Annotated in this window: 21 protein-coding genes; 10 read left to right on the plus strand and 11 right to left on the minus strand. The window is 72.2% G+C overall.

Annotated features, from left to right (window positions below):
* A partial coding sequence (locus DY245_RS44030; protein ID WP_425329326.1) for an SCO2400 family protein occupies positions 1 to 814 on the minus strand: 814 nt, incomplete at its 3' end.
* A 48-nt stretch (positions 815 to 862) separates the two neighbouring features.
* Complete coding sequence (gene argF / locus DY245_RS00245) at positions 863 to 1,873, minus strand: ornithine carbamoyltransferase (protein ID WP_128502312.1); 1,011 nt, start codon at positions 1,871 to 1,873, stop codon at positions 863 to 865.
* Between the two features lie 290 nt (positions 1,874 to 2,163).
* Between argF and DY245_RS00250 the strand changes: the two genes are divergently transcribed.
* Entirely contained in the window at positions 2,164 to 2,793 is a 630-nt protein-coding gene (locus tag DY245_RS00250) for a hypothetical protein (protein ID WP_128502313.1), read from the plus strand.
* 42 nt (positions 2,794 to 2,835) lie between these two features.
* Here DY245_RS00250 and DY245_RS00255 read toward each other — a convergent pair whose 3' ends face one another.
* Genes DY245_RS00255 through DY245_RS00265 form a run of 3 tightly spaced genes read right to left on the minus strand, consistent with a single transcriptional unit; the run spans position 2,836 to position 5,586 of the window.
* On the minus strand, positions 2,836 to 3,330 hold the full coding sequence (locus tag DY245_RS00255; protein WP_128502314.1) for a GerMN domain-containing protein: 495 nt from the start codon (positions 3,328 to 3,330) through the stop codon (positions 2,836 to 2,838).
* Positions 3,327 to 4,892 (minus strand): sensor histidine kinase, encoded by a 1,566-nt coding sequence (locus DY245_RS00260; RefSeq protein WP_128502315.1) that lies wholly within the window; start codon positions 4,890 to 4,892, stop codon positions 3,327 to 3,329. Before DY245_RS00260 ends, DY245_RS00255 begins: the two co-directional genes overlap by 4 nt.
* 7 nt (positions 4,893 to 4,899) lie before the next feature.
* Positions 4,900 to 5,586 (minus strand): response regulator transcription factor, encoded by a 687-nt coding sequence (locus DY245_RS00265; protein ID WP_128502316.1) that lies wholly within the window; start codon positions 5,584 to 5,586, stop codon positions 4,900 to 4,902.
* Positions 5,587 to 5,719: 133 nt separating this feature from the next.
* On the opposite strand from DY245_RS00265, the gene DY245_RS00270 reads away from it, so the two are divergent.
* Genes DY245_RS00270 through DY245_RS00285 form a run of 4 tightly spaced genes read left to right on the plus strand, consistent with a single transcriptional unit; the run spans position 5,720 to position 9,439 of the window.
* On the plus strand, positions 5,720 to 6,352 hold the full coding sequence (locus tag DY245_RS00270; RefSeq protein ID WP_128502317.1) for a hypothetical protein: 633 nt from the start codon (positions 5,720 to 5,722) through the stop codon (positions 6,350 to 6,352).
* Positions 6,349 to 7,449, plus strand: coding sequence for an efflux RND transporter periplasmic adaptor subunit (locus tag DY245_RS00275; protein ID WP_244942736.1), 1,101 nt, complete (start codon positions 6,349 to 6,351; stop codon positions 7,447 to 7,449). Before DY245_RS00270 ends, DY245_RS00275 begins: the two co-directional genes overlap by 4 nt.
* A 23-nt stretch (positions 7,450 to 7,472) precedes the next feature.
* Positions 7,473 to 8,246 carry an ABC transporter ATP-binding protein gene (locus DY245_RS00280; RefSeq protein WP_128502318.1) on the plus strand — a complete coding sequence of 258 codons (774 nt, stop codon included), beginning with the start codon at positions 7,473 to 7,475 and terminating at the stop codon, positions 8,244 to 8,246.
* On the plus strand, positions 8,243 to 9,439 hold the full coding sequence (locus DY245_RS00285) for an ABC transporter permease (RefSeq protein ID WP_128502319.1): 1,197 nt from the start codon (positions 8,243 to 8,245) through the stop codon (positions 9,437 to 9,439). The genes DY245_RS00280 and DY245_RS00285 overlap by 4 nt, the downstream gene beginning before the upstream one ends.
* Here DY245_RS00285 and DY245_RS00290 read toward each other — a convergent pair.
* From DY245_RS00290 to DY245_RS00300, 3 genes are all read right to left on the minus strand, one after another.
* Positions 9,426 to 10,031 carry a DUF5994 family protein gene (locus DY245_RS00290; RefSeq protein ID WP_128502320.1) on the minus strand — a complete coding sequence of 202 codons (606 nt, stop codon included), beginning with the start codon at positions 10,029 to 10,031 and terminating at the stop codon, positions 9,426 to 9,428. The genes DY245_RS00285 and DY245_RS00290 overlap by 14 nt on opposite strands.
* Before the next feature lie 133 nt (positions 10,032 to 10,164).
* Positions 10,165 to 10,572, minus strand: a complete 408-nt coding sequence (locus DY245_RS00295; protein ID WP_128502321.1) for a YjbQ family protein — start codon at positions 10,570 to 10,572, stop codon at positions 10,165 to 10,167.
* Between the two features lie 168 nt (positions 10,573 to 10,740).
* Positions 10,741 to 12,249 carry a sigma-70 family RNA polymerase sigma factor gene (locus tag DY245_RS00300; RefSeq protein WP_128502322.1) on the minus strand — a complete coding sequence of 503 codons (1,509 nt, stop codon included), beginning with the start codon at positions 12,247 to 12,249 and terminating at the stop codon, positions 10,741 to 10,743.
* A 334-nt stretch (positions 12,250 to 12,583) separates the two neighbouring features.
* On the opposite strand from DY245_RS00300, the gene DY245_RS45605 reads away from it, so the two are divergent.
* Positions 12,584 to 13,534, plus strand: coding sequence for a CAP domain-containing protein (locus DY245_RS45605; RefSeq protein ID WP_244942737.1), 951 nt, complete (start codon positions 12,584 to 12,586; stop codon positions 13,532 to 13,534).
* 40 nt (positions 13,535 to 13,574) lie between these two features.
* On the opposite strand, the gene DY245_RS00310 is transcribed toward DY245_RS45605, so the two are convergent.
* The gene (locus tag DY245_RS00310) at positions 13,575 to 13,994 is read right to left on the minus strand and encodes a GntR family transcriptional regulator (RefSeq protein WP_425329327.1); all 420 of its coding nucleotides are present in this window, start codon (positions 13,992 to 13,994) and stop codon (positions 13,575 to 13,577) included.
* Entirely contained in the window at positions 13,952 to 14,704 is a 753-nt protein-coding gene (locus DY245_RS00315; RefSeq protein WP_128502323.1) for a hypothetical protein, read from the minus strand. Before DY245_RS00315 ends, DY245_RS00310 begins: the two co-directional genes overlap by 43 nt.
* Positions 14,705 to 14,920: 216 nt before the next feature.
* Here DY245_RS00315 and DY245_RS00320 point away from each other — a divergent pair, with 216 nt between their 5' ends.
* Both DY245_RS00320 and DY245_RS00325 read left to right on the plus strand, forming a co-directional pair.
* Positions 14,921 to 16,633, plus strand: a complete 1,713-nt coding sequence (locus DY245_RS00320; RefSeq protein ID WP_128502324.1) for a sensor histidine kinase — start codon at positions 14,921 to 14,923, stop codon at positions 16,631 to 16,633.
* Complete coding sequence (locus DY245_RS00325; RefSeq protein WP_128502325.1) at positions 16,626 to 17,321, plus strand: response regulator; 696 nt, start codon at positions 16,626 to 16,628, stop codon at positions 17,319 to 17,321. Before DY245_RS00320 ends, DY245_RS00325 begins: the two co-directional genes overlap by 8 nt.
* Here the strand turns inward: DY245_RS00325 and DY245_RS00330 are convergent.
* Positions 17,311 to 17,814 carry an anthrone oxygenase family protein gene (locus DY245_RS00330; RefSeq protein WP_128502326.1) on the minus strand — a complete coding sequence of 168 codons (504 nt, stop codon included), beginning with the start codon at positions 17,812 to 17,814 and terminating at the stop codon, positions 17,311 to 17,313. The two genes, DY245_RS00325 and DY245_RS00330, sit on opposite strands and share 11 nt — an antisense overlap.
* A 414-nt stretch (positions 17,815 to 18,228) precedes the next feature.
* Here DY245_RS00330 and DY245_RS00335 point away from each other — a divergent pair, with 414 nt between their 5' ends.
* Together DY245_RS00335 and DY245_RS45610 are read left to right on the plus strand one after the other, a co-directional pair.
* Positions 18,229 to 19,011 carry an ABC transporter ATP-binding protein gene (locus DY245_RS00335; RefSeq protein WP_128502327.1) on the plus strand — a complete coding sequence of 261 codons (783 nt, stop codon included), beginning with the start codon at positions 18,229 to 18,231 and terminating at the stop codon, positions 19,009 to 19,011.
* A 140-nt stretch (positions 19,012 to 19,151) separates the two neighbouring features.
* Positions 19,152 to 19,808, plus strand: a 657-nt coding sequence (locus DY245_RS45610) for an ABC transporter permease (protein ID WP_244942738.1), incomplete at its 3' end; no start/stop codon positions are given.
* Positions 19,809 to 19,985: the final 177 nt, after the last annotated feature.

The following is a 19,985-nucleotide window of genomic DNA, read 5'->3' on the forward strand; positions in this document are numbered from 1 at the left end:
AGGGCGGGGTCGCGGCGGTGCTCGGCTGCCGGGCCGTCGTGGTGGCGGGAGGCGTGGCGGCGGTGGACTGCGGCGGCCGGCCGGCCGCGAGGGGCGGGCGGGAGCCGGGATGCCGCGAAGCCCGGTCGTCCGGCTGCTCCGACACCGCGTCGGTGGTCGCCGTACGGGGCGGGCCCACGGTCTCCGGATCCGGCGCCCCGGCCGCGTGGGCCTGGCTCGTGGACGGCCTGTTCTGCAGCGCGGTGACGGTCAGGCCGCCGCCGACAAGGGCAAAGGCCGTGGCGGCCATGGCCCGGCGCCGGTGCTTCTTCCACCGCGCCAGCTGCCGACGCCGAGCCGCCCGGCCCTGCCCGGTGGGGGCGGTGGTGTCGTCGAAGCTGCCGGCCGCATCGGCGCCCGGCTCGTCCGCCACCGCTTCCGCGGAGGCGCCGCTGCCGATCGCCGGGGCCTCGGAGCGATGAGCGCCGTAGTAGGACTCCGGGGCGGGGGCTTTTGTCGCCTGCCATGTCTCCCACGCCGGCGCGGTGGAGGCCACCGCGCTGTGGTGGCGGTGGGAAGGCGGGGCTATGTCCGGGGCGTAATCACCACATCCTGGGCACACGAGCGCCCCATTGAGGTTCCGGCGGCACGACGAGCAGTAGTCCATCTGCGATCTTTCTGTGCTGACTGCGCCGCCAGGGACGCCGGCGACTTGTTCAAGTTCGCACGCGGGATCGAGCGGCCAACACGCTAACGGCACCCGCCGAAGGGCATGCGTAGACCTTGTGATGCTTCCGTGCAGATGGCCTGACGGCGGCTCTGGCACTCCGGACATGTCCTCATGAATGCCGGGATGAGGCGCTGGACAAAAACCAAGCGCACGTCATCGATTCGGGCCCGCCAGGTCGCTGACGAGCAGCGCCTTGATCGTGTGCATCCGGTTCTCCGCCTGGTCGAGGACGAGTGAGGCGGGCCCCCGCAGGACCTCGGTGGTGACCTCCGCGCCCTCCCGGCCGGTCTCGGCCAGCACCGCCGCACCGATCGCGGTACTGCTGTCATGGACCGCGGGCATGCAGTGCAGAAACCGCACATCGGGGTTCTTCGTCGCGGCAAGGACCTGGCCGTCGACGCGGTACGGGGCGAGGGCCGCCAGCTTGGGACGCCAGGAGTCGATCGGCTCTCCGAGGTGGATCCAGGTGTCGGCGTAGACGAAGTCGGCGCCCCGTACGCCCTCCTCGATGTCGTCGGTCTCCGTCACACAGCCGCCCGCACGCGCGCAAATCCGCTCCGCGGTGGCGCGCACGTCCGCCGAACCGCTCATCGCCGCCGGAGCCGCGACGCGGACCGTCATACCGAGCAACGCCCCTGTAATACGGAGCGAGTTGGCCACGTTGGACCGGCCGTCACCGACGAAGGCCAGGCAGATCTCCGCCCATGGTTTGCGGCAGTGCTCCTTGATCGTGAGGAGGTCGGCCAGGGCCTGCGTGGGGTGCCACGGCGGGGTCAGCGCGTTCCACACCGGAACGCCGGCGTGCCGGCCGAGCGTTTCGACGGTGTCGTGATCCGGTCCCCGATAGGCGATGCCGTCGTAGAGTCGCCCGAGGACCATGGCGGTGTCGGCAGCCGATTCATGTACGTCCAGATGGCTCGAACCCGGCCCGAAGTGGGAGACCCGCGCGCCCTGGCCGAAGGCGGCGACCTCGAACGCGGAACGGGTCCGGGTGGAGGATTTGGCGAAGATCAGCGCGATGCTGCGGCCTGTCAGTGCCGGCCATGCGGCCGAGGTCCGATGCGTGGATTTGAGGCGCGCGGCCAGCGCGATCAGTTCCTCGATCCGGTCGGATGTCAGGTCGCTGTCCTTGAGCAGGCCCCGGACCCGGCGTGTGTCTCCCACGTTGTGCGCTCCTTCGGTGAACAAGCACCCATGGCGAATCTCGCGAGAGCGTCCCCTCTTCAACGCACTGTTGAAACAACCGGAACGGCCGTGCGAGCGGGGAGGCGGAAGCCCTCGTGGCGCCGTCTCCGCCGTGTGGCGGAGGTGCCGGTCCCTCCCGTGGGCCGGCGGCGCTGCGAGGAGCTCGCCCGGACGGCGGAGCCATCTCGCTCGGGCGAGCGACGTACGGGGCACGGGCGTTCGCCAGGATCGAGGCGGACCAGATCCCCCTCCCCGATCGGAGAATCATCGTGCTCAGGACGGCCCTTCGGATCACCGCCCTTCTCGCGCTGGCCACCGGGACGACGGCCGCGACCCACGCCGCGTCCGCCGCCGAGGCACCCGGCAAGGCACCCGCCAAGGCGGTCCCGGCCGCCGCGACCACACCGGCCACACCGGCCACCACGACCACCGCCGGCATCAAGGGGTGGGCGCGCATGTACTTCCCCGCCCCCGGCAACGACGTCCAGGTCAGCGTCGACGCCCACGGCACCTACACCTCGATGAGCCCGGTCTTCCCCACCCGCGCCTGGGGCACCTTCCGCATCTCCCACCGGATCGACCAGCCGGACGGCAGACCGCCGTTGACCTACTGGGCGGACTTCAAGGTCGACTGCCTGACCACCGGTGGCCCCACCGCGACCGTGACCGGAACCGTCGTACGCGCCAGCGACAACCCCCGCGACCCGTGGCAGGACATGCTGAAGGACCACGTCCGCATGGGCGTGAGCTTCTACGTCGCCGGCAAGGACGGCGGCCCGAGCCGGATCGGGCTGTCCGGGGAGGCGGGGCGGACGCTGTCGAAGTGCATGGCTCCGGCCGCCGACGCACCGGTGATCAAGGGCGGCTACCGGCTGAAGGGCAAGGGGCCGCTGCACTGAGCCGCCGAGGCCCGGAACCGCTACGGGCCGTCCGCCGACGACTCAGCGCCGCAGGAACTGCTGGCACTGGTACGGCCCGGCGCGGCCGTCCTCACCGACGATGGTCACCTGGACCTTGTCCGGGCGGGTGCCGTGGAGGAGGACCTCGGCACGGGCGAGGGTGCAGACCAGTTGGCCGGTGGCCGGGTCCTGGGGGGAGGCGGTGAAATATCCCGGGGCATTGACGGTGACGTTGCCGTGATCGGCGGTGGCGCTGAAGTTCTCTTCCATGTGGACGAGGTTGGCCAGCCCGTCGGCCCGCTCTTCCGCGGTCGGGCCCGCGATCAACAGCTTGAAGACATCGTTGAGTTCATCGATCGTGACGCCCGGCCGGGGCACCCCGCGCGGTCCGTTGTCGGAGGCGAAGTAGATCCGCATGCCCTGCGAGATCCCGGAGGGGGCGGTGCCGCCGTCCGTGACGCCGGTGGGACGTATGCCGCAGCCCGCGGCGGCGAGGGCGAGTGCGCAGCAGAGGAGGGCGGTGAGGGGGCGCGTCATGAGGGGGCCTCCGTACGGAGCGGTATGCGGAGGGTGAAGACGGCGCCGACGCCCGGGGCCGGGGGCGCGAGGTCGATGGTGCCGCCGTGCAGGCGGGCGTTCTCCAGGGCGATGGCCATGCCCAGGCCGCTGCCCTCGGACCGGGTGCGGGCGCTGTCGGCCTTGTAGAAGCGGTCGAAGACATGGCGGGCGACCTCGGGGGCCAGCCCCGGGCCGTGGTCGGCGACCGAGACGGTCAGCCGGTCGTCCGCCGCCCGTACGGTGACTCTCACCGGGGGCGTGCCGTGCCGCAGGGCGTTGCCGACGAGGTTGGCGACGATGACGTCGAGGCGGCGGCGGTCGAGCCGGGCCCGTATGCCCGGGGGGAGATCGGCCTCCACCCGGTCGGTCCAGCCGCGGGCCGCGAGGGTGGCACGGACCGCCTCGGCCACATCCACTTCGTGCACATGGAGGGTCACGGCCCGGGCGTCGAAGCGGGAGATCTCGATGAGGTCGTCGACGAGCCGGGCGAGCTTCGCGGTTTCGGTGCTGACCGTACGGGCCGCGTGTGCGGTGTCGGGGGTGAGCTGGTCGGCGTCCTCCTCCAGGACGCTGGAGACCATGGTCATGGCGGCGAGCGGGGTGCGCAGCTCATGGGAGACATCGGCGACGAAGCGGCGGGCCAGGGCCTCCTGCTCGCGCAGTTCGCCGACGGTGTGCTCCAGCGCGCCGGCCGTCTCGTTGAAGGTGTGGGCGAGTTCGGCCAGTTCGTCGCGGCCCTTCTCCTCGACCCGGATGCTCAGCTCGCCGGCGGCCAGCCTGCGGGTGGCCCGTGCCAGTCTGCGTACCGGCCGCAGCACCGTACGGGCCGCGAGCAGCGCCAGGACGGCGGCCAGCAGCACCACGGGCACCAGGCCGCCCTGGACGGTGCGCACCAGATCGGCGGCGTCGCGCTCCTCCTCCGCCAGGGAGACGACCGCGAATATCTCGACCCCGGACGGCTGCGCGGAGCCGCCGCGACGGGCCGGTGCGTCGAGGCCGACCGGGGCGCCCAGGACCAGCCAGGGCTTCCCGCCGTGCTCCACCCGCTGGAGAGAGACCCGGGTGTGGGTGCGTACGGCCGCGCGCAGCTCGGGAGTGATCCGGGTCCGGTCGGCGGACGGGTCGGAGGCGGCGGTGAAGTCGCGGTACTGGGCGACGACGAGCGAGCCGCGCACACCGGACGAGACATCGGTGGCGAACCGGGCCATGGTGCGGGGGTCGGTGGGGACGTCGAGCTCGCCGGCCAGCCGCTCGACGCGGTTGCGGAAGTCGTCGACGGCGGCGTTCTGGGCCCGCTTGAGGACCGCGTCGCGCGATTCCCGGTACGCCAGTGCCGTGGCGGTGACCGCGCTGATCAGGGCGACAACGACGACGGTGATGATGAGGCGGCCCCGGAGCCCGTCGAGCCGCGGCAGCCGCGCACGGGCCCGCGCGGCGGTCCCCGCGGCCGTCGTCGGAGCGGAATTCGGAGCGGATTTCGGAGCGGACTGCGCCGTGCCTCTCGCCCTGCTTTTCGCCGTGCTGCTCCTCGTGGTCCTCATCGCGCGCTCACAGCGGCCCGAAGCGATAGCCGAAGCCGCGCACCGTCTGGATGTAGCGCGGTGTGGCGGGGACGTCCTCCAGCTTGGCGCGCAGCCGCCCGACCGCCGCGTCCACCAGCCGGGAATCACCCAGGAAGTCGTGCTCCCAGACGAGTGCAAGGAGTTGCTCACGGCTGAAGACCCGGCCGGGGGAGGCGGACAGCTCCAGCAGCAGCCGCAGCTCGGTGGGCGGGAGCGGGACGGCCGTGCCGTGTTTGGTGACGGTCAGGCCGGCCCGGTCGATGACGAGCCCGGCGAAGTCGTCGCTGTCCGTACGGGTCACCGGACCGGCCCGCCGCAGCGCCGCCCGGATCCGGGCCTCCAGCACCCGGCCGGTGATCGGTTTGACCACATAGTCGTCGGCGCCCGCCTCCAGGCCGCTGACCACATCCAGATCGTCGCCGCGCGAGGTGAGCATGATGATCGGCAGCTGGCCCCGGCCGCGGATGCGGCGGCAGACCTCGAAGCCGTCGATACCGGGCAGCATCAGATCGACCACCGTGATATCGATGCCGCCGCCGCGCGGGCGGGACAGCAGCTTCAGGCCTGCCTCGCCGGTGGCGACGGCCTCGACCTCGTGGCCGTGGCGGCGCAGCACCAGCTCCATTCCGTCCCGTACGGAAGTGTCGTCCTCGATCAACAGCACATGCGGCATGCCGCCGATTATGGGCGAGGGTCTGTGCAGCTCAGGAGTTATCCACAGGGTGAGGATGCGGGCCGGCGGCATTGTTACGTTCTCATCATGCGGCCATGGAGCGACCACCAACTTCGCCCCCGAGGTTGGCCGCATGACCCAGCAGACATCCTCCCGCTCCCGGGCCGCGCGCCTCGCGCTGCTGATCGCCGTACCGGCTCTCGCGCTGACCACTGCCTGCGGCGGCGCCGAGTCGTCAAACGACGGGATTGCCTCCGTCAGCAAGGCGCCCACCACCGACAAGGCCAAGGACGGCCCCGACGCGTCCCAGGGCGGTCAGGCCCAGGGCAAGAGCGCCTTCTACGACGCACAGATGAAGTACGTCCAGTGCATGCGCAAGAACGTCGACAAGGACTTCCCCGATCCCAAGCTGAGCGGCTATCTCGACTGGGCGAAGATCGACGAACTCCAGCAGAAGCCGGGCAACGAGGCGATCGCCAAGGGCGGCAAGGACGGCGTCTGCACGGACGACATGCTGAACGCCACCAAGCTGGAGCCGCGCCGCGACACCCAGAAGGAATACGAGTCGATGCTCGCGCACGCCAAGTGCATGCGCGCCCACGGCGTATCGAAGTTCACCAACCCGCAGTTGCAGGACGGCAATGTCATCCCCGGCGGCGACCCGAACCCCACCTCACCCGAGCTCGGCAGGGACTCGCCCGCGTACAAGCAGGCCCGCGAGGCCTGCAAGGACAAGCTCCTCGACGGCCTGGACGGCATGCAGTGAGCACGGCACGAAAGCGCCGCCGGCTGTGCATCGCGCTGGCGGCGGCGGCCACCGCGACCACGGTGACCGCCGGCGTCATGCTGCTCACCAACACCGGCAAGGACGCCGCGGCCGACGGCCGGCACGCGAAGACGCCGCCCACCACGACCGAGATCACCCGCACCGACCTCGTCCAGAGCAAGACCGTCGACGGACGCCTGGACTACGCGCAGCGCCGGGCGGTGAAGTCCCCGGTGGAGGGCACGATCACCAAGGCCGCCGAGCCGGGGAGGACCGTGTCGCTGGGGCAGCGCCTGTACGAGCGCGATGCCCGGCCGGTGGTTCTCCTCTACGGCTCGACACCGATGTTCCGCGCGATGAAGGCCGGCGACCGTGGCCCGGACGTCCTCCAACTGGAGCGCAACTTGCGCGACCTGGGGTTCGGCTCCCGGCTGTATGTGGACGTCCGCTACGACGAGGCCACCAAGGCCGCCGTCAAGGCCTGGCAGAAGTCCCTGGGCGTGACCGAGGCGAACGGCGAGATCGGCAAGGGCGACATCGTCTTCCAGCGCGGCCCCGTGCGGGTGGTGTCCGCCGACGCCGCCCTCGCCGACGGGATCGGCCCGGACAAAACGGTGCTGACGGTCGCCTCCACCAAGCCGGTCGTACGGGCCTCGCTCGACAAGGCCGACCGGGCGCTGGCCGCCAAGGGCACCAAGGTGGAGATCGCCCTGCCCAGCGGCGGTAGCCGGCGCGGCAAGGTCAGCGGCGTCGTTGCCCCGCAGGACTCCGGGGCCGCCGAGGGCGGTGCCTCCGGTTCCTCGTCCGATGACGGTGCCGAGGTCGAGATCACTCTCGACGGCGGCGGCAAGCTCCCGCCGAAGGACCAGCAGGGCACCTTGAGCGTGAAGTTCGTCAGTGAGAGCCGTAAGGACGTACTGACGGTTCCGGTCGAGGCGGTCGTCGCGCTGCGCGAGGGCGGCTACGGGCTGGAGGTGGTCCAGGGCGCGAAGACGCACATGGTGCAGGTCGAGACCGGTCTGACGGCCGACGGCCGGATCGAGGTCAGCGGCGCCGGTCTGGCCGAGGGCATGAAGGTCGGAGCGGCCGAGCAATGACCCCGGCTCCGACCGACCGGGCCATGACCCCGGCCCCGACCGACCCGGCAATGCCTCCGGCCGTGATCGAACTGCGGGGGGCCACGAAGTCGTACCCCGGCGGTGTGCACGCCCTGCGGGGCGTCGACCTCCGCGTGGCGCAGGGCGAACTGGTCGCCATCGTCGGCCCCTCCGGCTCCGGGAAGTCCACCCTGCTCAACCTGCTCGGCACCCTCGACCGGGCCACCTCGGGCGAGGTCCGGGTGGCCGGCTACGACGTGAACCGGCTGTCCGACGCCCAGCTCTCCGCACTGCGCGCCCGGCACATCGGCTTCGTCTTCCAGCACTTCCACCTAGCTCCCGGCCGCAGCGCCCAGGACAATGTCGCGGACGGCCTGCTGTACGGCGGGGCGGGGCTGCGGGAGCGCCGCGCCCGAGCCCGTACGGCCCTGGAGGAAGTGGGGCTCGGGCACCGCATCGATCACCTCGCCCACCAGCTCTCGGGCGGCGAGAAGCAGCGGGTGGCCATCGCCCGCGCGCTGGTCGGCGACCCCGACCTGCTGCTCGCCGACGAGCCGACCGGTGCGCTGGACACCGCCTCCGGCGCGCTGGTCATGAACCTCATCCGCCAGCTGCACGCAGCCGGCACCACTGTCTGCGTCATCACCCACGACAACGACATCGCCGACTCGCTGCCCCGCCGAATCCGCTTCCGCGACGGCGAGATCGTCGACGATTCCGGTCCCCCCGGCCCATCCGGCTCCCCTGCGGAGCACACCGACTCCCCCGCGGAGCACACCGAGGAGGTGCCCCGATGAGCGGCCCCGCACTGCGGCCGGCCCGGCTCTCCCCGGCCGACATCCTGCGTACGGGCGCGAGCGGCCTGCGCACCCGCCGTACCCGCGTCGTCCTGTCCGCCCTCGGCATCGCGATCGGTATCGCCACCATGGTCGCGGTCGTCGGGCTGTCCACCTCCAGCCGCGCCGATCTGCTCGCCCGGCTGGACCGGCTCGGCACCAATCTGCTCACCGCCGAGGCCGGCCGGAACGCGCTCGGCCAGGACGTCAAACTCCCCAAGAGCGCGGTGGCGATGGTCGAGCGGATCGGCCCGGTCCAGCACGCCACCGCCACCGGCGCGGTCGACGCCCGGGTGCGGCGCAGCGACGCCGTACCGGAGGAGCTGGCGTCGGGCGTCACGGTCCAGGCCGCCCGCCCCGATCTGCTCGATGCCCTCAACGCCCGTGTAGACCAAGGCAGTTGGCTTAACCCCGCCAGTGAACGGCTGCCCACCGTCGTACTGGGCTCGGTGGCCGCGGAGCGCCTCGGCCTGACCGCGCCCGGCGCCAAGATCCTGCTGAACGACCGGTGGTACGTCGTCACCGGAATCCTCGCTCCCATCGAGCTCGTGCCGACCCTGGACCGCACCGCCCTGGTCGGATACCCCTCGGCCGAGCGCTACTTGGGCTTCGACGGCCATCCGACCACCGTCTTCGAGCGCTCCACGGACGCCTCGGTGGAGGCGGTCCAGGGGGTCCTGGCCCGTACGGTCAGTCCCGGCGACGAGGGTTCGGTGAAGGTCTCCCGCCCCTCCGACGCCCTCGCGGCCAAGGCGGCCACCGACAAGGGGCTGACGACGCTGATGCTGGGGCTGGGCGCGGTGGCGCTGCTGGTCGGCGGGGTGGGCGTGGCCAACACCATGGTCATCTCGGTGCTGGAGCGCCGGTCGGAGATCGGGCTGCGCCGCGCCCTCGGCGCGACGCGAGGCTCGATCCGCATCCAGTTCCTCACCGAATCGCTGCTGTTGTCGGCGCTCGGCGGCACAGCGGGTGCGGCACTGGGCGCCATCGCCACATTCGCCTTCGCCCGCACGCAGGGGTGGATCGCCGTGGTGCCGCCCTGGTCGCTGGCCGGCGGCCTGGGCGCCACCCTCGTGATCGGCGTCGTCGCGGGCCTCTATCCGGCCGTACGGGCCTCCCGGCTGCACCCCACCGTCGCGCTCAGCGCGAGCTGACCGTGTTCGGGGCGAAGGATGAGACAGCGGGCCTTCCGACCGCTCGGGCAGGGGAACGTGAGGTCGGCAGGCGTGCTCCATGGCCGCCTTCGGAGTCCCAGACCGACACCAGGGACAGTTCGATCTCCTCCGCGATCCGGCGTTGTTCGGCTGCGTCCAGCAGGCCGCTCGCGGTGAGGGTGCCCAGAGGATCGGCGGCCTCGGCCATCAGCCGGGCGGCTGTGGCGGGGCCGGTCTCCGGAGGGATCACCAGCAGGTCCCAACGGCCGGTGGTGTAGGAGAGCAGCAGCAGCTTGTGGGGATCTTGCTCGGCCTTGAACCATCCGACGCTCACCACATGCCCGTCGACGGGCACCTTCCGTGGGATGACCGGCCAGAACGTGGGGTTCACCGTGACGTGGGTGATCCGCCCCCACAGCGGGTCGAGTACGGCCGTCAGCGCGGGAAGTTCCGCCGTGAGGTCACGGGAGCGGGGCCACCACGCACCGTCGAGCAGAGCCGGAGCGGTGCCGGCCGGCGCCAGCATGAGCCGGAGGGGCAGCGAAGAGGTCCGGTCTTCGGCCGCGGGCGTATACAGCTTGGTCGTGGTCATGACGCGGACCCTGCCCCGGGCCGACCTGGACCGGCCCGGTGTCGTGAATCGCCGAAAACGACAGGAGCGTGAAAGCTGGTGTGCGAAGTGCCCTCGGTAACTCCAGATTACTCCTGGTAAGGCACTCTTGTGGTCAGCCGAGGAAGGACAGCCGGACGTGGCATTCGGAGCCGTCCCGGCTGGTGTTCACCAGCACCACGGACTGCGCGGCCCCCAGCTCCAGCTCACCATCGACCACGGGCAACGTGGCGTGCGGTGGTACCAGAGCCGGGAGCACGAGGCCACTGCCGTGGCGGTCCCGCCAACGTGCGTCCGCGGGAAGAATGTCGCGGAGCGCCGCCAGCAGGTCATCGTCACTGCCCGCGCCGGTCTCGATGATGGCGAGGCCGGACGTCGCGTGGGGGGTGAAGACGTTCAGCAGTCCGTTTCGCCCGTGAGCGGCCTCCCGGAGGAACGCGGTGCATGCGTTCGTCAGATCGTGCATGGTCTCGGTGGAGCCGGTGGTGAGGGTGATTGCGCGGGTGGTGAAGGTGCCAGCCATGGTTCACCGGTACCCGTCACGGAGCAAAAGCTCTAACGGCCGGATGGGTTGTTCCTCCGGGGGCTCCGCCGCGCCGGGGCACGAGAGATCATCCGGCCCGCCCTCGTACCCGCTGATGCAGCCCGCCGTCCGGAGCGGTCCGAGCAGGTCCGGCACGGCGGATCGAGGTCAGCGCGGTGCGGCGAGGTCCTGGGTCCACCAAGGGCCTCCCGTGCCGTGGACGACACCGATGCCGACCGCGGTGAATTTGCAGTCGAGCAGGTTGCCACGGTGCATGGCGTCGCCCATCCAGTCGTTCACCGCCGCCTCAGCGGTCCGCGGACCGCGGTCGAGGTTCTCGCCCCAGCTGCTCCACGGGTATCCGGCGGCGGTGATCCGTTCGTCGGGGCCGGTGCCGTCCGGCGTGTCGTGCTCGTAGTAGTCGCGTGCCGCCATGTCGGCGGAGTGCCGCTGGGCCGCGGCGTGCAGCCTCCGGTCTATACGGAGCGGACCGCAGCCGGCCTGTGCGCGGTGGCGGTTGATGAGCGCGGTGGCCTGTTCCTCCAGGTCGGGCGGGGTGGCCGACGGGGTGGTGGGCGGCGGGGCGGACGGGGTGGGCGAGGCGCTGGCGGTGCGCGACGGTGTCGGTGTGGGCGTGGGGCGGGGCGCCGGTGTGGACGCGGCCACGGTGTGTGCCGCCTTCGGCCGGGCCTTCTGCTCGTCCCGGGGCGTACCGGAAGACCACCACAGGGCGGCGATGACGGCCACCGCGAGCGCCGCGGTCCCCGCGACGGCGGTGCCCTTGGCAACCCGGCGCGGACGGGGCGGTCGCTTCGGCACATGGTGTCCGCCGTGGCCGGCAATTCCCGGGTGCCCCGGGGCCGCGGTCGTCGTCGCGGTCGCGGCGGCGGGGGCGTGCAGAACGGTGTGCGGGGTGAGGTGCGCGGGCAGCGGCAGCAGGGCGAGGCCGGCCAGCAGCCCCTCGGCGGGCAGAAGGCCGTTCCAGTGCTCCGAGCAGTTCGTGCACCCGCGCGCATGGCGGGCTATGCGTTTGCGCCACAGGGCGCTGGGTTCGTTGTCCCAGGTGGCGGTCAGCTGGGCGAGTTCGGGGCACGGGGGATTTCCCGCGAGAGCGCGGACGACGACACGGCCGGCCTCCAGCTGCTGCTTCATCCGCTGCACACGGACCGCCGTATGACGTGTCCCGCTGCCGATGGCGGCGGCGAGTTCCGGTCTGCTGATCTCCCCGGCGGCCTCCAGCCACCACAGGGACAGCAGCGCCCGGTCCCCCTCGTCCAGCCAGCGGGTGGCCGCGGCCACCTCACGACGCTGGCCGGTCAACCCCAGTTTCAAGATGGTCAGGTCCACGAAATCGGCGGAGCGGTCGGCCCGTTCCGGCGTCTGGTCCAGGCCGACGACGGGTGTCTTGTGGCTGACCGTCCAGCGGCGCCGTACCTGGTTCATGGCGATCGCCACCAGCCAGGAACGGAAGGACGCCGGCTCCCGTAGATCCGGCAACGACTCCAGGACGCGCAGCATGGTCTCCTGCACCACGTCGTCAACGTCGGCATGGCCGTCCAGCGCCCGGCCCACGACGTTGTAGATCAGTGGCAGGTACGAGGCGACCAACTGCTCCCGGGCATGTTCGTCCCCGGCCTGGGCAGCCTCGACGGTCGCCGTACCGTTTTCCTGCTTCACGCCTCTTCGGTCCTGTTCATCCGTGTGCACCTTCATGGCCCCCGTGCTCAGGTGACCTGTCGGATTCACCGCGATAACAGAAAAACGTACGTGGATTCGGAACGCCGTCGTGGCGCGGCCCCGTGGGAGGCCTCATCGGACAGTACGCAGGACAGCCCCCGTCGAGCAGCCCGCGCCAGGCAGCCCGCGGGCGGCCGCGCAAAATCTTTGGAGCACTTTCCGTTATCCGGGCCCCCACCCTGGATCTCCCCTGTGTGGCCCGCACAACGGCGGACCGCAGACCCACAGCCCCCCACCGGCCCACCGGCCCCAGGGCCGCACAGGAAACGGAACCATGGACAACAACAACAACAACAACTACAACTACAACTACGACGACGACCTTCGGCCGGCACCGCGCGACGAGACGCCGACCGGGACCGGCCACCGATCCGGCGAGCCCGCCTCGCACCGCCGTTCCGCCGCGCCCCGTCCCGGCGGCCGGCACGGGCGGAACGGCGGGACCCACCGCGCCGGCACCGGCGTTCTCCGGCGGAAGACGACGCTGCTGGCGGTGACGGCCGCGATCGCCGTGGGCTGCTCCTGCCTGGTGCTGATACGTCCCGGCTCCGGCTCCGACCAGGCGCTCGCGGCGGATCAGTCCGTGCCGGCGCCGCCCACGCCGACCGCCTCCGCTCCCACCGCATCGGGAGGTGCCTCGCACTCTCCCCGCCGTCACAAGGCGTCGGCCTCCGCCTCCGCCACCGAACGCCACGGCAAGCGGCACGCCTCCCCCCGGCCGCGGACGGCCCACCCCGAGAAGAGCTCGAAGCCGGTCAACACGACGCCCCGCACGTCCCGCGTCGAGTCCGGAGCGGGCGCCCCTGCCCAGGCCGGACCGCGGGCCGCGACCGGCACCGCCGCGCAGTTCGCCCAGAAGATCGTCGACCTGGTCAATGCCCAGCGGGCCCAGCACGGTTGCGGCCCGCTCACCGTCGACCCCCACCTGCAGGCCGCGGCGCAGGCCCACTCGGACGACATGGCCGCCCGCAACTACTACGAACACAACACCCCGGAGGGCGTCGACCCCGGAACCCGCATGACCAATGCCGGATTCCGGTGGAACAGCTGGGGCGAGAACATCTTCAAGAGCCCCAAGGACCCGGCCACGGCGATGGACGGCTGGATGAAGAGCCCCGGACACCGCGACAACATCCTCAACTGCTCCTACAAATCCACCGGTGTGGGCGTCAATCTCAGCTCCAACGGCCCGTGGTGGACCCAGGACTTCGCCACACACTCCTGACCCATGACGAGTGCCAAGGCCCCCCGGGCGTTCCTCCTACTCAAGCGGTGCCGAGCGCCTTCCGTACCGCGTCGAGGACCGCGGTGTCGTCCGCGCCCAGGCCGCGGGCCGCGCTCGTGAACTCCCGTGCCAGGGTGGCCAGTCGGACGGTGTCCAGCCGTGCGGTGCCCGCGGGCAGGGGGGCCACCCTCGTCCCCGCACCCCTACGGGTGCGGATCAGAGCGGCTGCCTCCAGCTCCCGGTACGCGCGTGCCACCGTGCCGGCTGCCAGGCCGAGGTCCGCGGCGAGCTGGCGTACGGGAGGCAGCCGCTCGCCCTCGGTCAGCCGGCCCGTGGTGATCAGTGCGGCGAGCTGGGCGCGGATCTGCTCGTACGGAGGAACGGACGAGGTGGTGTCCACCCGTACGGACGGCGCGGTCACCGCCGGGTCGCCCGGGGTGCGGCGACGGTGCACAGGCACCACAGCGCGGTGACCAGGGCGACGAGACCCACCGGGTAGAGAAGCCACTGTCCTGCGGTGCCGGGCAGGCCGTCGCACGTCAGCCTGCTCAGGCTCCCGGCGGCCGTGACGGCCGTGCCGGCCAGGGGCACCGCGACCAGCAGGCCCCATGCGGCCGTGATCGCCAACGCCCGGTCCCGGCGCTGCTGTTCCTCGCCGGGGCGGTGCGCGATGCGCCGCAGGGCCCAGCCGCAGGCCGCACTGCCGAGGGCGAGCGAGAGGAGAACCGGAAGGCCGTAGTAGAGGCCCGGCCAGGGGCTGGCGGCCTCGGTCCTGCCCTGGCAGGCGACTGAGAGCGAGCGCCCGGCGCGCCCCAGGTCGTCCGGCGACGCGACCGCGGCCGCCGCCGTCAGCAGGACGACGAGCAGGGCGGCCTGTCCCAGGAGCAGCCGGGCCATCCGGGGCGGCAGATAGTCCGGGATCCGGCGCGGAGCGAGCCCCGCGGTGCGTACGGCTTCCTGCGGACGGGGCGTCAGCGCGTCGCCCAGCAGCACGCCGCCCACCGCGCACAGCCCGAACGCGGAGAGGGCGTACAGGATCCCCACGCCGAGGTCCTGGCCCACGGTGGCCACCTGGCTTGCGGCCACGACGCCGGCGGCGAGTCCGGCCCAGCGGGCGAAGTGGTGGGCGCGGGCCCGGAGGCGTGTTTCGGGTGGGACGGTGTCGAGCATGAGGATCCCCCGGTGGGCGGTAAGTGGTGAGAGCCACTTGTATCAAGTGGTGAGTACAAGATGTCGCACCCCGGGGGTTTGTGTCAATCGCTTGATACAAGCCGCGCGGGCGGCCCGGTCTCCCTCTCCCGGCACAGCGGCCTCTGCCTTTGGGCAGAGGCGGGTCGCCCCCAAGGAGCAGGGAAACCCCGTGCGGAGCCCCCGATAATCGGCGTTATGTCGTCCAGCGCCCCACCCGTCACCGAGAACCGCCCTGCCTGGAGCCTCTTCGCCGGGCCCGGGGAGCGCGGGCGGCAGCTGTGGCGCGCGGCGGGCGAGGTGGTCCTGGCCGGGGCGCTGGTGCTGCTCATCCACAAGGGCGAGTCGACGGTCGACGCCAGGCTGGCGGGCGGGGCGGCGGCCCTGGGACTCATCGGCATCGCTCTGGTGCTGGTGCGGCGCCGGTTCCCGGTGGCGAGTGTGCTCGGGCTGGCCGCGCTGATGGGGGCGGTGCCCGCCGTGGCGATGCTGACCGCGGTGGCCGCCTACACCGCGACCCGGCAGCTGGAGACGCGGCGGCGGCGTGTCGGCCTGCTGCTCGTGGCGGCCGCCACGGCGATGGTGACCTGCGCGGCGTGCGCGCCCCAACTGGGGCTGGGCAGCCGGTCGTTCGGTCTGGCGCTGGGTGCGGTGCTCGCCGCCACCACGGTCGTCGTGCCCGGGCTGGTCGGCGTCGCCGCGGGGCAGCAGGACCGGCTGCTGCGGGCGTTGCGGGAGCGCGCGGCCGCCGCCGAGGAGGCGCGGCGGCTCGCGGACAGCGAGTCGCGGATGCGTGAGCGGTCGCGTATCGCCGCGGAGATGCACGATCTGGTCGGGCACCGGCTCAGCCTGATCTCCCTGCGTGCGGGCGGACTGGAGATGGCGCTGCTCAAGGAGGCGCCCGAGCTGGGGGACGAGGCCGCTCTGGTGCGCCGTGCCACCCGCGACGCGATGCAGGAGCTGCGGGAGGCGCTGGGGGTCCTCGGCCCGCTGGGGCGGGACACCGGCACCGACGCGCTGACCGACGCGACGGGCACCCGTGCGGACATCGAGGCGCTGGTCGAGGAGTCGCGCGGCGGCGGCATTCCCGTCGCGTTCTCCTGGGAGGGGCCCGATCTCGACGCCCGGCCGGCCCGGGTGCGGCGGGCGGTCCACCGCGTGGTGCGCGAGTCGCTCACCAACGTCCACCGGTACGCGGCCGGGGCCCATGTGACCGTCGCCGTCCGCCACGCCGACGAGCGGGTGGAGGTACGGGTGCGCAACGGCGTACCGCCCGTGCCGCCCACCGCCACGACCGGGCTCGGCTCCGGACGCGGGCTGACCGGGCTGCAGGAGCGGGTGGCGCTGCTCGGCGGCGGCCTGGAGGCGGGCCGGACGCCCGGTGGCGGCTTCGCCGTGGCGGCCGGTATCCCCGCCGACCCCGGGCCCGGCGCGGAGACGGCGGACGCGGCCCCGTACGACAGCAGACCGGCCGCCGTCGACGGGCCCGGCAGCAGGCTCTCCACCCTCCAGCGGCGCCTGGCCGGCGCCGTCACCGGGCTGCTCGGCCTGGCGGGGGTGGGCGTGATGATGCTGTTCGGGGTCGTGCTGGTGGACCAGGCGCACTACGGTCCCGAGTACCGGACCCCCGAGAAGCCCCGGGTGGGGATGGCCAGGGAGCGGGTGGAGCGCGCCGTGGCACCGGACGACCACGGGGCACGCGCGGCCGCCGCCGGGCGCGAGCCGCCGCGGCCGGCTTCCGCCACGGACTGCCTGTATCCGTACCCGGGCGGGATTCCCAAGGGCGGCCGGCTGGAGATCGTCCGTTACTGCTTCCGGCACGACATCTTGATCGCCATCGACCGTTTCACGGTCCCCATGGTGACCGAAAAGGCGACCGAACCACCCCGTGGGAGAAGGACGCATGACTGACCAGGCCAACTCCGCCGACCCCGGGGCGGGTTCCGCGATCCGGGTGCTGCTCGCCGACGACGAGGAGATGATCCGGCACGGCGTCCGGCTGATCCTCCGGCACGCCGACGGCATCGAGGTGGTGGCCGAGGCGGCCAACGGCGCCGGGGCCGTCCGGCTCGCCGCCGAGCACCGGCCCGATGTGGTGCTCCTCGACATCCGTATGCCCGTACTCGACGGGCTCGCGGCCGTCGAACCGCTGGTCGCCCTCGACCCCGCGCCGCAGGTGGTCATGCTCACCACCTTCGGCGACGAGGAGAACGTCCTCCGGGCCCTGCGGGCGGGCGCCACCGGCTTCCTGCTCAAGGACGAGGGGCCGCAGGAGCTGATCAGCGCGGTACGGGCGGCGGCCGCGGGGGACGCGGTCCTCTCGCCCGGCGTCACCGGGACCGTCGTCCGGCGGATGCTGAGCGGCGGGGCCGGCGCCGGGGCCGCCGCCCCGGACAGCAGGGTGGCGGGGCTGACGGACCGGGAACGGGAGGTGCTGGTCATGCTGGGGGAGGGGCTGTCGAATTCGGAGCTCGGCAGGCGCCTCGGCATCGGTGTGGGGACGGTCAAGTCCCATGTCCGCTCGATCCTGGGGAAGACGGGGTGCGGCAGCCGGGTACAGGCGGCACTGCTGGCACACCAGGCCGGGCTCATGGGCTAGGGGGTGTCCGCCCGATCTGTTCGGTGCGGGTGACCGCACGCAGCCCGCCGACGGCAAGGACGATCAGCAGAACAAAGGCCGCGAGGGCGGTGAGCGTGCGCATGGTGTTGAACAGCTCCCAGCGCCGCAGGATCTCCGCGTGGTCGGCCGGGGCCGAGGTGAGCGCCCATTGCTTGATCCGGCCGTTGATCGGCACATTGCCGAACCGGGTTATCAGGAAGGACGCGAGGGCCAGCAGACCTGCCGCACCCGAGAGCAGTCGGGCGCGGCCGCCTGTCAGGACGGCGAGCGTCAGGGAACTCAGGATCGACGCGCCCATCGCCGCCTGCATGGTGATGCCGTTCATCTTCATCAGTTCGGCGTGGAATGACAGCCGCATGTCGAGCGGTACGGCGTTGAAGGTGGGGACGAGGTTGGCCGCGCCGTAGCCGAACGCGCCGGTGAGCAGGCCGGTGGAAAGCAGGGCGAATCCCTGGACGAGTCTGATGCGCATGTCGTCGGCTCCAGCGGGTCGGCTTTGGGGGCGGGTGAGTTGCCCGTGGCTTCGGCCCCGGCAGGTGATGAGCCGGGCGCCGGGGCTGCCGCCGGCGCAGGGCTCGGCGGCATCTCCACGGCTCCCAGGGTCGTCGGGTGTCCGCCATAAGTCCAAGATCTTGAACGTCTGGCATCCAGAACCAGCTGTTCTGGATCCTCGGCAGCCGCGGTACTTCGGCACTGTGGTGCCGAGGACAGGGCCTAAGGCCGTCGGATCTCTCTTTGGGCAGAGAGGCCATGGTCCGTGAGGGCGACACGGCCGCGGCGGGTCCGCCCTTCGGCGGGTGGTGCGATCCCGACCTGAGAGCGACGTGTACGGGGGTGCGCCGCGGCCACGATGGTCGGGAGTTCCGCGCCGCTTCCAGGAGTGCCCATGTCGCAGCCTGCCACCCTGACCACCGGCCTTCGGGCCCCCTCCGGCTTCGCCGCCCGTGCGACGGAGCTGACCAAGGTCTACGGCGAGGGCGAGACCCGCGTCGTCGCGCTCGACTCGGTCTCCGTGGAGTTCGGCCGCGGCCGGTTCACCGCGATCATGGGCCCTTCCGGCTCCGGCAAGTCGACGCTGATGCACTGCATGGCGGGGCTCGACTCCCTCTCCGCCGGCTCGGCCCGGATCGGTGACACCGAGCTGTCCGGCCTGGGCGACCGTCAGCTCACCACACTCCGCAGGGAGAAGATCGGCTTCGTCTTCCAGGCGTTCAACCTGCTGCCCACGCTGAACGCCCTGGAGAACATCACGCTGCCGATGGACATCGCCGGCCGCAGGCCCGACCAGGAGTGGCTGGAGCTGATCGTGGGGACCGTCGGCCTGGCCGGGCGGCTGCGGCACCGCCCCTCGCAGCTCTCCGGCGGCCAGCAGCAGCGCGTCGCCGTGGCCCGCGCGCTGGCCGGCCGACCGGAGATCATCTTCGCGGACGAGCCGACCGGCAACCTCGACTCCCGTTCCGGCGCGGAGATCCTGGGCTTTCTGCGGGATTCCGTACGCGAGTTGGGGCAGACGGTCGTGATGGTCACCCACGACCCGGTGGCCGCCTCCTACGCGGACCGGGTGGTCTTCCTCGCCGACGGGATGCTCATCGACGATCTGCCCGCCCCCACCGCCGAGGCCGTGCTCGACCGTATGCGGCTCTTCGACACCGAGGGACGGACGAGCTGACGCGCCCCGCTCGCACGGCTTTCCCGCTCGCACCGCTTCCCTCCCGTACGGCCTCCCTCCCGCACCGCTTCCCTCCCGTACGGCTTCCCTCCCGCACGGCCTCCCTGTCCCGACCGCGTACCTCCTGGACTGGCTCCGACATGCTGCGTACAGCCCTGCGCAACGTCCTTGCGCACAAAGCCCGATTGGTCATGACCGCGCTCGCGGTCCTGCTGGGCGTCGCCTTCGTCTCCGGCACCCTCGTCTTCGGTGACACCGTCGCGAGCGCCTTCCGTAACGCCGCCGCCATGAGCCTCAAGGGCGTGGCCGTCTCCGTACAGGCCCAGGAGCTGCCCGGTGCCGATGCGGCGGGCGGCACGGACGGCAGGCGGACCACCGTCCTCGACGCCGCGCTGGCGCGGAAGATCGGCCGGCTGCCCGGCGTCGCCTCGGTGCGCCCCACCGTCAACGGCGCGGCCACCTTGGCCGCCAAGGACGGCCGCCCGGTCAACGCCGACAACAACTGGCAGAACCTGGCCACCAACTACCTGCCCGGCAAGGACGGCAAGGACGGCCACTTCCCGCTGAAGGAAGGCCGCGGCCCCACCGCCGAGGGCGAGCTGGCGCTGGACGCCAAGACCGCCGAGAAGGCCGGCTACCGGATCGGCGACACCGTCCGCTTCGCCACCGACGGGCCCGCCCTGACCAAGAAGCTGGTCGGCATCGTCTCCACCGACGACCCGCGGGTCACCGCCGGCGGCACCCTCACGCTCTTCGACACCACGACCGCGCAGCAACTGTTCGTCCACCCCGGCCAGNGGTCACCGCCGGCGGCACCCTCACGCTCTTCGACACCACGACCGCGCAGCAACTGTTCGTCCACCCCGGCCAGTTCGACGAGATCGTGGTCGCGGCCCAGGACGGCACCGACGACCGCGCGCTGACCGACCGGGTGCGGGCGCTGCTCCCCGGCAAGGGCGCCAAGGCCACCAGCG

It is taken from the genome of Streptomyces inhibens (genome assembly GCF_003389455.1).
GTDB lineage: Bacteria > Actinomycetota > Actinomycetes > Streptomycetales > Streptomycetaceae > Streptomyces > Streptomyces inhibens.